This window comes from Pseudomonas sp. UV AK001 (assembly GCF_046097675.1).
GTDB classification, from domain to species: Bacteria; Pseudomonadota; Gammaproteobacteria; order Pseudomonadales; family Pseudomonadaceae; genus Aquipseudomonas; species Aquipseudomonas kribbensis.
The window spans coordinates 381113-394652 of record NZ_JBJUVZ010000001.1 but is presented as its reverse complement, the minus strand read 5'-3'; the positions used below and the strand labels follow the sequence as shown (position 1 = coordinate 394652).

13 protein-coding genes are annotated in these 13540 nt (G+C 60.7%); 12 read left to right on the top strand and 1 reads right to left on the bottom strand.

The features are described from left to right. Position 1 precedes the first annotated feature (1 nt). The 10 genes from nuoE (at position 2) to nuoN (ending at position 11983) form a co-directional block, all read left to right on the top strand. On the top strand, positions 2-499 hold the full coding sequence (gene nuoE / locus ACKLNA_RS01785; RefSeq protein ID WP_003223804.1) for an NADH-quinone oxidoreductase subunit NuoE: 498 nt from the start codon (positions 2-4) through the stop codon (positions 497-499). Further along, entirely contained in the window at positions 496-1851 is a 1356-nt protein-coding gene (gene nuoF / locus ACKLNA_RS01780; RefSeq protein ID WP_064380702.1) for an NADH-quinone oxidoreductase subunit NuoF, read from the top strand. Before nuoE ends, nuoF begins: the two co-directional genes overlap by 4 nt. A 138-nt stretch (positions 1852-1989) precedes the next feature. Then, on the top strand, positions 1990-4704 hold the full coding sequence (gene nuoG / locus ACKLNA_RS01775; RefSeq protein WP_248741015.1) for an NADH-quinone oxidoreductase subunit NuoG: 2715 nt from the start codon (positions 1990-1992) through the stop codon (positions 4702-4704). Next, a complete protein-coding gene (gene nuoH / locus ACKLNA_RS01770) occupies positions 4701-5708 on the top strand; it encodes an NADH-quinone oxidoreductase subunit NuoH (RefSeq protein ID WP_007951460.1) in 1008 nt (335 codons plus the stop codon). Before nuoG ends, nuoH begins: the two co-directional genes overlap by 4 nt. 11 nt (positions 5709-5719) lie before the next feature. Further along, the gene (gene nuoI, locus ACKLNA_RS01765; protein WP_085712394.1) at positions 5720-6268 is read left to right on the top strand and encodes an NADH-quinone oxidoreductase subunit NuoI; all 549 of its coding nucleotides are present in this window, start codon (positions 5720-5722) and stop codon (positions 6266-6268) included. Between the two features lie 9 nt (positions 6269-6277). Next, on the top strand, positions 6278-6778 hold the full coding sequence (gene nuoJ / locus ACKLNA_RS01760) for an NADH-quinone oxidoreductase subunit J (protein ID WP_085690004.1): 501 nt from the start codon (positions 6278-6280) through the stop codon (positions 6776-6778). 3 nt (positions 6779-6781) lie between these two features. Next, positions 6782-7090, top strand: a complete 309-nt coding sequence (nuoK, locus tag ACKLNA_RS01755) for an NADH-quinone oxidoreductase subunit NuoK (protein ID WP_003180046.1) — start codon at positions 6782-6784, stop codon at positions 7088-7090. Beyond that, on the top strand, positions 7087-8940 hold the full coding sequence (gene nuoL / locus ACKLNA_RS01750; protein WP_085712395.1) for an NADH-quinone oxidoreductase subunit L: 1854 nt from the start codon (positions 7087-7089) through the stop codon (positions 8938-8940). The genes nuoK and nuoL overlap by 4 nt, the downstream gene beginning before the upstream one ends. Positions 8941-8979: 39 nt before the next feature. After that, the gene (gene nuoM, locus ACKLNA_RS01745; protein ID WP_007951464.1) at positions 8980-10512 is read left to right on the top strand and encodes an NADH-quinone oxidoreductase subunit M; all 1533 of its coding nucleotides are present in this window, start codon (positions 8980-8982) and stop codon (positions 10510-10512) included. A 7-nt stretch (positions 10513-10519) separates the two neighbouring features. Then, the gene (nuoN, locus tag ACKLNA_RS01740; protein ID WP_085712396.1) at positions 10520-11983 is read left to right on the top strand and encodes an NADH-quinone oxidoreductase subunit NuoN; all 1464 of its coding nucleotides are present in this window, start codon (positions 10520-10522) and stop codon (positions 11981-11983) included. Between the two features lie 65 nt (positions 11984-12048). Here nuoN and ACKLNA_RS01735 read toward each other — a convergent pair whose 3' ends face one another. Next, positions 12049-12513: a GNAT family N-acetyltransferase gene (locus ACKLNA_RS01735; RefSeq protein WP_408984668.1), complete on the bottom strand. Its 465-nt coding sequence runs from the start codon at positions 12511-12513 to the stop codon at positions 12049-12051. A 369-nt stretch (positions 12514-12882) separates the two neighbouring features. On the opposite strand from ACKLNA_RS01735, the gene ACKLNA_RS01730 reads away from it, so the two are divergent. Next, positions 12883-13227 (top strand): toxin, encoded by a 345-nt coding sequence (locus tag ACKLNA_RS01730; protein ID WP_408984667.1) that lies wholly within the window; start codon positions 12883-12885, stop codon positions 13225-13227. Continuing rightward, a complete protein-coding gene (locus ACKLNA_RS01725) occupies positions 13224-13538 on the top strand; it encodes a helix-turn-helix domain-containing protein (RefSeq protein ID WP_408984666.1) in 315 nt (104 codons plus the stop codon). Before ACKLNA_RS01730 ends, ACKLNA_RS01725 begins: the two co-directional genes overlap by 4 nt. Positions 13539-13540 lie beyond the last annotated feature (2 nt).

Here is a 13540-nt window from a genome sequence, read left to right as displayed (position 1 = left end):
CATGAACAGCACGCTTATCCAGACAGACCGTTTCACCTTGAGTGAAACCGAGCGCTCGGCCATCGAGCACGAGTTGCATCACTACGAAGACCCGCGCGCGGCGTCGATCGAAGCCCTGAAGATCGTTCAGAAGGAACGTGGCTGGGTGCCGGACGGCGCTCTGTACGCCATCGGCGAGATCCTCGGCATCCCGGCCAGCGACGTAGAAGGCGTGGCCACGTTCTACAGCCAGATCTTCCGTCAGCCGGTCGGCCGTCACATCATTCGCGTCTGCGACAGCATGGTCTGCTACATCGGCGGCCACGAGTCGGTGGTCAGCGAAATCCAGAACAACCTGGGTATCGGCCTGGGTCAGACCACCGCCGACGGTCGTTTCACCCTGCTGCCGGTCTGCTGCCTCGGCAACTGCGACAAGGCACCGGCGCTGATGATCGATGACGACACCTTTGGCGATGTCCAGCCTGCCGGCGTCGCCAAACTGCTCGAGGGCTACGTATGACCCTGACTTCTTTCGGTCCGGCCAACCGCATCCAGCGTTCGGCCGAGACTCACCCGCTGACCTGGCGCCTGCGTGACGACGGCGAAGCCGTATGGCTCGACGAGTACCAGGCCAAGAACGGTTACGCCGCTGCGCGCAAAGCCTTCGCCGACATGGATCAGGACGCCATCGTCCAGACCGTGAAAGACGCCGGCCTCAAGGGTCGCGGCGGTGCAGGCTTCCCCACTGGCGTGAAGTGGGGCCTGATGCCCAAGGACGAATCCATCAACATCCGTTACCTGCTGTGCAACGCGGATGAAATGGAGCCGAACACCTGGAAAGACCGCATGCTGATGGAGCAACTGCCCCATCTGCTGATCGAAGGCATGCTGATCAGCGCCCGCGCGCTGAAAACCTACCGTGGCTACATCTTCCTGCGTGGCGAGTACACCACCGCCGCCAAGCACCTGAACCGTGCCGTGGAAGAAGCCAAGGCAGCGGGCCTGCTGGGCAAGAACATCCTGGGCAGCGGCTTCGATTTCGAGCTGTTCGTCCACACCGGTGCCGGGCGTTACATCTGCGGTGAAGAAACCGCACTGATCAACTCCCTCGAAGGCCGCCGCGCCAACCCACGCTCCAAGCCGCCCTTCCCTGCCGCCGTTGGCGTGTGGGGCAAGCCGACCTGCGTGAACAACGTTGAAACCCTGTGCAACGTGCCGGCGATCATTGCCGACGGCGTGGACTGGTACAAATCGTTGGCCCGCGACGGCAGCGAAGACATGGGCACCAAGCTCATGGGCTTCTCCGGCAAGGTCAAGAACCCTGGCCTGTGGGAACTGCCATTCGGCGTGACCGGTCGCGAGCTGTTCGAAGACTACGCCGGCGGCATGCGCGACGGTTACAAGCTCAAGGCCTGGCAGCCAGGCGGCGCCGGTACCGGTTTCCTGTTGCCGGAACACCTCGACGCCCAAATGTACGCCGGCGGCATCGCCAAGGTGGGCACCCGTATGGGTACCGGCCTGGCCATGGCGGTGGACGACAGCGTCAACATGGTGTCCCTGCTGCGCAACATGGAGCAGTTCTTCGCTCGCGAATCCTGCGGTTTCTGCACCCCTTGCCGTGATGGCCTGCCATGGAGCGTCAAGCTGCTGATGGCCATCGAACAAGGTCGCGGCCAGCCAGGCGACATCGAGACCCTGCTGGGTCTGGTCAACTTCCTCGGCCCGGGCAAGACCTTCTGTGCTCACGCACCGGGTGCCGTGGAGCCGCTGGGCAGTGCCATCAAATACTTCCGTCCAGAGTTCGAAGCCGGTATCGCGCCTGCAAGCGCCGCCGTCCCGCCTCTGGCGAAGCCGATTGTAGTCGGCGCGTAAACGCTTAAAAAAAGGCGAAGGGTCCGTGCCCTTCGCCTTTCGTCCGATGACGCCTTTCGGGGCTGACTGGATTCGGACGGATAACAAGATTCCATTAGCCACGCCCGCTGACACCGGGCCAACGAAGACCTTTGAACCATGGCCACTATCCACGTAGACGGCAAAGCGCTCGAAGTCGACGGGGCAGACAACCTGTTACAGGCATGTCTGTCGCTGGGCCTCGACATCCCTTATTTCTGCTGGCACCCCGCGCTTGGTAGCGTCGGGGCCTGCCGCCAGTGCGCGGTCAAGCAATACACCGACGAGAACGACACCCGTGGTCGTATCGTCATGTCCTGCATGACCCCGGCCACCGACAACACCTGGATCTCCATCGACGATGAAGAATCCAAGGCGTTCCGCGCCAGTGTCGTCGAATGGCTGATGACCAACCACCCGCACGACTGCCCGGTCTGCGAGGAAGGCGGTCACTGCCACCTGCAAGACATGACCGTGATGACCGGCCACAACGAGCGCCGTTATCGCTTCACCAAGCGCACCCACCAGAACCAGCAACTGGGCCCGTTCATTTCCCACGAAATGAACCGCTGCATCGCTTGCTATCGTTGCGTGCGTTTCTACAAGGACTACGCCGGCGGCACCGACCTCGGTGTGTACGGTGCCCACGACAACGTGTACTTCGGTCGCGTTGAAGACGGCACCCTCGAAAGCGAGTTCTCCGGCAACCTCACCGAGGTCTGCCCGACCGGTGTGTTCACCGACAAGACTCACTCCGAGCGCTACAACCGTAAGTGGGACATGCAGTTCTCGCCGAGCATCTGCCATGGCTGCTCCAGCGGTTGCAACATCTCCCCGGGCGAGCGTTACGGCGAACTGCGTCGCATCGAAAACCGTTACAACGGTTCGGTGAACCAGTACTTCCTGTGCGACCGTGGCCGTTTCGGTTATGGCTACGTCAACCGCACCGACCGTCCACGTCAGCCATTGCTGGCCGACGGCACCAAGCTGAGCCTGGACGACGCGCTGGACAAAGCCGCCGACCTGCTGCGCGGTCGCAATATCGTCGGTATCGGTTCGCCGCGAGCCAGCCTCGAAAGCAACTACGCGTTGCGTGAACTGGTCGGCGCTGAGCACTTCTACTCCGGTATCGAAGCCTCCGAGCTGGAACGCATCCGTCTGGTCCTGCAAGTGCTGAAAGACAGCCCGCTGCCAGTGCCGAACATGCGCGACATCGAAGACCACGACGCCGTGTTCGTCCTCGGTGAAGACCTGACCCAGACCGCCGCCCGCATGGCCCTGGCTCTGCGTCAGTCGGTAAAAGGCAAGGCCGAAGACATGGCCGAAGCCATGCGCGTCCAGCCTTGGCTCGACGCCGCCGTGAAGAACATCGGTCAGCACGAGCTGAACCCGCTGTTCATCGCCAGCCTGGCTGAAACCAAGCTCGACGACATCGCCGAAGAGTGTGTACACGCCGCTCCGGACGACCTGGCCCGCATCGGTTTCGCCGTGGCTCACGCCCTGGACGCCAGCGCACCGGCCGTCGAAGGTCTGGACGCCGAAGCCCTGGAACTGGCCAAGCGCATCGCCGATGCACTGCTCGCCGCCAAGCGCCCGCTGATCATCGCCGGTACTTCGCTGGGCTCCAAAGCCCTGATCGAAGCGGCTGCGAACATCGCCAAGGCCCTGAAACTGCGCGAGAAGAACGGTTCGATCAGCCTGATCGTGCCGGAAGCCAACAGCCTCGGCCTGGCCATGCTCGGTGGCGAATCGGTTGATGCCGCGCTGCAAGCGGTCATCGACGGCAAGGCCGACGCCATCGTCGTTCTGGAAAACGATCTGTACACCCGTACCGCCAAGGCCAAGGTCGATGCGGCACTGAACGCTGCGAAAACAGTGATCGTTGCCGACCACCAGAAGACCGCCACCAGCGATCGCGCGCATCTGGTTCTGCCAGCTGCCAGCTTCGCTGAAGGCGACGGTACGCTGGTCAGCCAGGAAGGTCGCGCCCAGCGCTTCTTCCAGGTTTTCGACCCGCAATACATGGACGCGAGCATTCTGGTCCACGAAGGCTGGCGCTGGCTGCACGCCCTGCGCGCCACCCTGCTGAACCAGCCGATCGACTGGACGCAACTCGACCACGTCACCTCCGCCGTTGCCTCGAGCACCGCGCAACTGGCCGGCATCGTTGATGCTGCACCGTCCGCCGCGTTCCGTATCAAAGGCATGAAACTGGCCCGTGAACCGCTGCGCTACTCCGGCCGCACGGCAATGCGCGCCAACATCAGCGTTCACGAACCGCGCACCCCGCAAGACAAGGACACCGCGTTCGCCTTCTCGATGGAAGGTTACTCGGGCTCCGCCGAACCGCGTCAGCAAGTACCGTTCGCCTGGTCGCCGGGCTGGAACTCGCCGCAAGCCTGGAACAAGTTCCAGGACGAAGTCGGTGGTCATCTGCGCGCTGGCGATCCGGGCACCCGCCTGATCGAAAGCACCGGTGATTCGCTGAACTGGTTCGCCGCAGCGCCACGCGCGTTCAACCCGGCGCCGGGTACCTGGCAAGCCGTGCCGTTCTTCCACCTGTTCGGCAGCGAAGAGAACTCTTCGAAAGCAGCTCCGGTTCAGGAACGCATCCCGGCGGCCTACGTTGCTCTGGCCAAGTCCGAAGCCGATCGCCTGGGCGTCAACGACGGCGCACTGCTGAGCCTCAACGTTGCCGGCCAGACCCTGCGTCTGCCGCTGCGCATCAATGAAGAGCTGGGCGCAGGTCTGGTGGCATTGCCTGCGGGCATCGCCGGCATTCCACCGGCATTCGCCGGCGTATCCGTTGATGGTCTGCAGGAGGCAGCGCAATGACCTGGTTCACCCCTGAAGTGATCGATGTGATCCTGACGGTCATCAAAGCCATCGTGATCCTGCTGGCCGTTGTGGTCGCAGGCGCGTTGCTCAGCTTTGTCGAACGTCGCCTGCTGGGCTGGTGGCAGGACCGTTACGGTCCGAACCGCGTTGGCCCGTTCGGCATGTTCCAGATCGCAGCGGACATGCTGAAGATGTTCTTCAAGGAAGACTGGACCCCGCCGTTTGCCGACAAGGTGATCTTCACCCTGGCACCGGTGGTGGCCATGTCCGCCCTGCTGATCGCGTTCGCGATCATCCCGATCACCCCGACCTGGGGTGTGGCGGATCTGAACATCGGCCTGCTGTTCTTCTTCGCCATGGCCGGTCTGTCGGTCTACGCGGTGCTGTTCGCCGGCTGGTCGAGTAACAACAAGTTCGCCCTCCTCGGCAGCTTGCGTGCCTCGGCGCAGACCGTGTCCTACGAAGTGTTCATGGGCCTGGCCCTGATGGGCATCGTGGTGCAGGTCGGCTCGTTCAACATGCGCGACATCGTCGAGTACCAGGCGCAGAACCTGTGGTTCATCATTCCGCAGTTCTTCGGCTTCTGTACCTTCTTCATCGCTGGCGTGGCTGTGACTCACCGTCACCCGTTCGACCAGCCGGAAGCGGAACAGGAACTGGCCGACGGTTACCACATTGAATACGCCGGTATGAAATGGGGCATGTTCTTCGTCGGTGAATACATCGGCATCATCCTGATCTCGGCGCTGCTGGTCACCCTGTTCTTCGGTGGCTGGCACGGTCCGTTCGGCATCCTGCCGCAACTGTCCTTCGTCTGGTTCGCACTGAAGACCGCGTTCTTCATCATGCTGTTCATCCTGCTGCGCGCTTCGATCCCGCGTCCGCGTTATGACCAGGTGATGGACTTCAGCTGGAAATTCTGCCTGCCACTGACCCTGATCAATTTGCTGGTGACCGCTGCAATCGTGTTGTGGAACACGCCTGCAGTTGCGGTTCAGTGAGGATTTGACCCATGTTCAAATATATTGGCGACATCATTAAGGGTACCGGTACCCAGTTGCGCAGCCTGGTCATGATCTTCGGTCATGGCTTTCGCAAGCGCGACACCCTGCAATACCCGGAAGAGCCGGTCTACCTGCCGCCACGCTACCGTGGCCGTATCGTCCTGACCCGCGACCCCGATGGCGAAGAACGCTGCGTAGCCTGCAACCTGTGCGCCGTGGCGTGCCCGGTGGGTTGCATCTCGCTGCAGAAAGCTGAAACCGAAGACGGTCGCTGGTACCCGGACTTCTTCCGTATCAACTTCTCGCGCTGCATTTTCTGCGGTCTCTGCGAGGAAGCCTGCCCGACCACCGCGATCCAGCTGACCCCGGATTTCGAGATGGCCGAGTTCAAACGTCAGGATCTGGTGTACGAGAAAGAAGATCTGCTGATCTCCGGCCCCGGCAAAAACCCTGATTACAACTTCTATCGTGTTGCAGGTATGGCCGTTGCGGGCAAGCCGAAAGGCGCCGCACAAAACGAAGCCGAGCCGATCAACGTGAAGAGCTTGCTGCCTTAAGGAAGAACGATGGAATTCGCTTTCTATTTCGCATCGGGTATCGCTGTTGTGTCCACACTGCGTGTGGTCACCAACACCAATCCTGTGCACGCCCTGCTCTACCTGATCATTTCGCTGATCTCCGTGGCCATGACCTTCTTCGCCCTCGGCGCTCCGTTCGCCGGCGTGCTGGAAGTGATCGCCTACGCCGGCGCCATCATGGTGCTGTTCGTGTTCGTGGTGATGATGCTGAACCTGGGCCCGGCCTCGGTTCAGCAGGAACGCACCTGGCTCAAGCCCGGCATCTGGGCAGGACCGGTGATTCTCGCCGCCCTGCTGCTGGCCGAACTGCTGTATGTGCTGTTCGCTCACCAGAGCGGTCAGGCCATCGGTCAAACCACCGTGGACGCGAAAGCCGTGGGCATCAGCCTGTTCGGTCCGTACCTGCTGGTGGTCGAACTCGCCTCGATGCTGCTGCTCGCTGCAGCCGTCACGGCGTTCCATTTGGGCCGTAACGAGGCGAAGGAGTAAGACATGCCTGCTATCCCTCTCGAACATGGTCTGGCGGTTGCCGGCATCCTGTTCTGCCTTGGTCTGGTCGGCCTGATGGTCCGCCGCAACATTTTGTTCGTGTTGATGAGTCTGGAAGTGATGATGAACGCCTCTGCACTGGCCTTCATCGTTGCGGGCGCCCGCTGGGCGCAACCGGATGGACAGATCATGTTCATCCTGGTGATCAGCCTGGCAGCCGCCGAAGCCAGTATTGGCCTGGCGATCCTGCTGCAACTGTATCGCCGCTTCCACACGCTCGATATCGACGCTGCCAGTGAGATGCGCGGATGAACCTACTCTTTCTGACTTTCGTATTCCCTCTGATCGGGTTCCTGTTGCTGTCGTTCTCGCGCGGCCGCCTCTCGGAAAACCTGTCGGCGCTGATCGGTGTCGGCTCCATCGGCCTGTCTGCCATCGTCGCGGCCTACGTGATCTGGCAGTTCAACGTCGCTCCACCGGAAGGTGGCGTGTACGTGCATGTGCTGTGGAAGTGGATCTCGGTCGAAGGCTTCCAGCCTAACTTCGCCCTGTACCTGGACGGCCTGTCCGTGACCATGCTGGGTGTGGTGGTCGGCGTGGGTTTCCTGATCCACCTGTTCGCTTCCTGGTACATGCGCGGTGAAGCCGGTTACTCGCGCTTCTTCGCCTACACCAACCTGTTCATCGCCAGCATGCTGTTCCTGGTGCTGGGCGACAACCTGCTGTTCATCTACTTCGGTTGGGAAGGCGTGGGCCTGTGCTCGTACCTGTTGATCGGTTTCTACTACAGCAACCGCAACAACGGTAACGCCGCACTGAAAGCCTTCATCGTCACCCGTATCGGCGACGTGTTCATGGCGATCGGCCTGTTCATCCTGTTCCAGCAACTGGGCACGCTGAACGTCCAGGAACTGCTGGTGAAGGCGCCTGAGCACTTCAAGGTCGGCGATTTCTGGATCGTGCTGGCAACCCTGATGCTGCTGGGTGGTGCGGTCGGTAAATCGGCTCAACTGCCGCTGCAGACCTGGCTGGCGGACGCGATGGCCGGCCCTACCCCGGTTTCGGCACTGATCCACGCCGCAACGATGGTTACTGCGGGTGTCTACCTGATCGCCCGTACCCACGGTCTGTTCGCCCTGGCGCCGGACATCCTGCATCTCGTGGGAATCGTCGGTGGTGTGACCCTGGTACTGGCCGGTTTCGCCGCACTGGTACAAACCGACATCAAACGTATCCTCGCCTACTCGACCATGAGCCAGATCGGCTACATGTTCCTGGCACTGGGCGTTGGCGCCTGGGAAGGCGCGATCTTCCACCTGATGACTCACGCCTTCTTCAAGGCCCTGCTGTTCCTTGCGTCCGGTGCGGTGATCGTTGCCTGCCACCACGAGCAGAACATCTTCAAGATGGGCGGCCTGTGGAAGAAACTGCCGCTGGCCTACGCCAGCTTCATCGTCGGTGGTGCCGCTCTGGCCGCCCTGCCGCTGGTGACCGCAGGCTTCTACTCCAAGGACGAAATCCTTTGGGAAGCGTTCGCCAGCGGCCACAACGGTCTGTTGTACGCCGGCCTGGTCGGTGCGTTCATGACCTCGCTGTACACCTTCCGCCTGATCTTCATCGCGTTCCACGGTGAAGCCAAGACCGAAGCCCACGCCGGTCACGGCATCGCTCACTGGCTGCCACTGTCGGTGCTGATCGTGCTGTCGACTTTCGTCGGCGCCATGATCGTTCCACCGCTGCACGGCGTACTGCCTGAGAGCGTTGGCCATGCCGGTGGCGAAGCCAAGCACAGTCTGGAAATCGCCTCGGGCGCCATCGCCCTGGCCGGTATCCTGCTGGCGGCCCTGCTGTTCCTCGGCAAGCGTCGCTTCGTGACCGCGATCGCCAACAGCGGCATCGGCCGTCTCCTTTCGGCCTGGTGGTTCGCTGCCTGGGGCTTCGACTGGATCTACGACAAACTGTTCGTGAAGCCGTACCTTGCGATCAGCCACATGCTGCGCAAAGACCCGCTCGACCAGACCATCGGTCTGATCCCGCGCATGGCCAAGGGTGGTCACACTGCCCTGAGCCGTACCGAAACCGGTCAACTGCGTTGGTACGCTGCTTCGATGGCTGCTGGTGCCGTACTGGTAATCGGCGCTGTCGTGCTGGTAGCGGTCTGATATGAACCTTGCGAATTTGCGAAAGGAAACGAGCCCGTCATGATTCTGCCTTGGCTAATCCTGATCCCCTTCATCGGCGGCCTGCTGTGCTGGATGGGTGAGCGCTTCGGCGCTACCCTCCCCCGCTGGATTGCGCTGTTGACCATGACCCTGGAACTCGCCCTCGGCCTCTGGCTGTGGGCCCACGGTGACTATTCATTTGCTCCGGCGCCTGGCGCCGATCCGACCTGGGCGCTTGAGTTCAAGCATGTCTGGATCCAGCGCTTCGGCATCAACGTGCACCTGGCCCTCGACGGCCTGTCGCTGCTGATGATCCTGCTGACCGGTCTGCTGGGTATCCTGTCGGTACTCTGCTCGTGGAAAGAAATTCAACGTCACGTTGGCTTCTTCCACCTGAACCTGATGTGGATCCTGGGCGGTGTTGTCGGCGTATTCCTCGCCCTCGACCTGTTCATGTTCTTCTTCTTCTGGGAAATGATGCTGGTGCCGATGTACTTCCTCATCGCGCTCTGGGGTCACAGTTCTTCGGACGGCAAGAAAACCCGTATCTACGCAGCGACCAAGTTCTTCATCTTCACTCAGGCTTCCGGCCTGATCATGCTGGTGGCGATCCTGGGCCTGGTACTGGTCAACTACAACAGCACCGGCGTGATCACCTTCAACTACGCCGACCTGTTGAAGACCAAGATGTCGATGACCACCGAGTACATTCTGATGCTCGGCTTCTTCATCGCCTTCGCGGTCAAGCTGCCGGTGGTTCCGTTCCACTCCTGGCTGCCTGACGCTCACGCCCAGGCGCCGACTGCAGGTTCCGTCGACCTCGCCGGTATCTTGCTGAAAACCGCGGCCTACGGTCTGCTGCGTTTCGCCCTGCCGCTGTTCCCGAACGCCTCGGCCGAGTTCGCGCCGATCGCCATGACCCTCGGTCTGATCGGGATTTTCTACGGTGCGTTCCTGGCGTTCGCTCAAACCGACATCAAGCGTCTGATTGCCTTCTCGTCCGTTTCCCACATGGGCTTCGTACTGATCGGCATCTACTCCGGCAGCCAACTGGCGCTGCAAGGCGCCGTGATCCAGATGCTGGCCCACGGTCTGTCGGCGGCGGCACTGTTTATCCTGAGCGGTCAGCTGTACGAGCGTCTGCACACTCGTGACATGCGTGAGATGGGCGGTCTGTGGTCGCGTATCGCTTACCTGCCGGCGATCAGCCTGTTCTTCGCAGCCGCCTCCTTGGGTCTGCCGGGCACCGGTAACTTCGTCGGCGAGTTCCTGATCCTGATCGGTACTTTCGCCAGTGCGCCATGGATCACCGCGATTGCCACCTCCGGTCTGGTGTTCGGTTCGGTCTACTCGCTGATCATGATCCACCGTGCCTACTTCGGTCCGTCGAAATCGGATTCGATCCTGCATGGCATGGACGGTCGCGAACTGATCATGGTGCTGGGCCTTGCGGTACTGCTGATTTACCTCGGCGTCTACCCGCAACCGTTCCTCGACACTTCTGCCGCCACGATGCATGGCGTGCAGCAGTGGCTCGGCACCGCCTTCACTCAACTCGCTTCGGCCCGGTAAGAGCGCTATGGAATTCACGATTCAACACTTTATTGCGCTAGCGCCACTGTTGATCACCAGCCTCACCATTATCGTGGTGATGCTGGCAATCGCCTGGCGCCGCAACCACTCGCAGACCTTCCTGATTTCGGTGGCGGGTCTGAACCTGGCCTTGCTGTCGATCCTGCCGGCCCTGAAAGTCGCGCCTCTGGCCGTGACTCCATTGCTGCAGATCGACACCTTTGCCTGCCTGTACATGGCGCTGATCCTGGTCGCCACCCTCGCCTGTGTCACCCTCGCCCACGCCTACCTCGGCGACGGCGGTTCGGGTTACCCGGGCAACCGTGAAGAACTGTACCTGCTGATCCTGATGGCCGCCGCCGGTGGCCTGGTTCTGGTCAGCGCGCAGCACCTGGCCGGTTTGTTCATCGGTCTGGAACTGCTGTCGGTACCGGTCTACGGCCTGGTGGCCTACGCGTTCTTCAACAAGCGTTCGCTGGAAGCCGGCATCAAGTACATGGTGCTGTCGGCCGCCGGTTCCGCGTTCCTGCTGTTCGGTATGGCGCTGCTGTACGCAGACTCGGGTTCCCTGAGCTTCGTAGGTATCGGTCAGGCACTGGCCACCACCAACCTGCCAAGCTCGCTGGCGCAACTGGGCCTGGGCATGATGCTGATCGGTCTGGCGTTCAAGCTGTCGCTGGTACCGTTCCACCTGTGGACGCCGGACGTGTACGAAGGGGCTCCGGCACCGGTGGCCGCGTTCCTCGCCACCGCGTCAAAAGTGGCTGTGTTCGCGGTAATGGTTCGTCTGTTCCAGATCTCCCCTGCCGCAAGCAGTGGTGTTCTGAGCAACGTGCTGACCATCATCGCCATCGCCTCGATCCTGTTCGGTAACCTGCTGGCCCTGACCCAGAGCAACCTCAAGCGTCTGCTCGGTTACTCCTCCATCGCGCACTTCGGCTATCTGCTGATCGCACTGGTGGCGAGCAAGGGTCTGGCGGTGGAAGCCATCGGCGTTTACCTGGTCACCTACGTGATCACCAGCCTCGGCGCCTTCGGCGTGATCACCCTGATGTCCTCGCCGTACAACGGCCGTGACGCAGACGCCCTGTACGAGTACCGCGGCCTGTTCTGGCGCCGTCCGTACCTGACCGCCGTACTGACCGTGATGATGCTGTCCCTGGCCGGTATCCCGCTGACTGCAGGCTTCATCGGCAAGTTCTACATCATCGCTACCGGTGTCGAATCGCACCAATGGTGGCTGGTAGGTTCGCTGGTACTGGGCAGCGCCATCGGCGTGTTCTACTACCTGCGCGTGATGGTCACCCTGTACCTGATCGAACCGAACCTGCGCCGCCACGACGCCCAGTTGCACTGGGAACAGAAAGCAGGCGGCGTAATGCTGCTGGCCATCGCTGTGGTCGCGTTCTTCCTCGGTGTGTACCCGCAACCATTGCTGACCCTGGTTCAGCAGGCGGGTCTGGCGGGCTGATTGCCCTGCTGGAATGGCTGCAAACAGAAACGGCACCTTCGGGTGCCGTTTTTGCGTTTATGCCATCACAGTTTCTTCACCATCGGCACGCAGGCCAGTTGCAGACCTGAAGGTGAATGATAAACCGCACTCCCCTCGCCGACGTAACCGCAGCGTCGATAAAAATCAGCGGCATTCAATGTCGCATCCAGACAAACCTCTGCCAGTCCCAGACTCCGTGCCAGCGCTTCAAGAAAGCTCAGCACTCGTTTGCCCAGACCGCGCCGCATGAAATCCGGGTGGATGAAAATTGCGCCAATTTCGCGATGCTCCAGATCGAGCAGGCCGGTTGCCACAGGCTCACCCTCAACGTAACCCAGATAAAAATGCTTTTGCATGAGCGTGTCGTAACCGTCCTGCGCCGAGCCTTTTGTCCAGTCGAGCATTTGCTGCCCGCTGTAGGCACCGATGCATTGGTGACGGATCGCCAGTCGCCGGATCTCGAACGCTATCCAGGCATCCTCCGGGGTAGCTCTTTTGATTTCGAACATTTCTCTCTCCATGAGCCATGTGCGGACAGGCAACGAAAAAGCCCCGTCCATTTCTGGCGGGGCTTTGGGTAACACGTCATTGACCAGACATGCATGACCTTATGGCCCGCCGGAAGCGGTCATAGCGGAGCACATCATGGTCATTCGGTGTTGGGCAGTCATGGCTGGATAGTGCTGCGGATTGTTCGGTCACGTCAATTACAAGGTTCCTCCCTATTCAGTCGAACGCTCCCGCCATACTGGCTGATTCGTCCTACAGGCGTTTTTGCGATCGGTGACTACCGTTGAAAAGGGGGCGAAAAGGATGGCCTGGAGGCCTTGACCAATTCGATCATCGGGACAAAACTATACGCAGGTAACGTACAGAACATGGATGCTCTTTTTATCGAATTACCCGCGTTCCAGAAGCACCGGGACGATTACCTGGATGATGATCTGTTCCGCAGCTTTCAGTTGGAGTTGCTGAAAAATCCCGAAGCGGGCGATCTCATCGAAGGCACGGGCGGGCTGCGCAAAATTCGCTTCTGCGACCAACGACGCGGTAAAGGCAAGCGCAGCGGATTACGAGTGATTTATTACTGGTGGTCCGGTTTTGACCAATTCTGGCTGTTCACCGTGTACAGCAAAAACGAGCATGACGATCTGTTGCCTTCCCAGAAAAGAGTCTTCAAACAGGCGCTGGATAAAGAAATCAACACGAGAACCCAAATATGAAACGTGACATTTTTTCCGAACTGATGGAGGGCCTTGAGTCTCTGGCCGACGAGCGCCAGGGCAAGGTCACCCTTCGTACCCACAAAGTCCAGTTACCAAAACTATTGCCGATCACGGCCGAGGAAGTGGTTGCGATCCGCCAGCAACTCAACCTTTCCCGGTCAGTTTTCGCCATGTACCTGCGAACCAACACTCGAACCCTCGAAAACTGGGAACAAGGTCGAGCAACGCCAAATGCCCAAGCAACGACACTCATTCGACTGGTCGAGCGTTTTCCACAAACGATCGACCACCTTGCGGCTCTGACCTGACT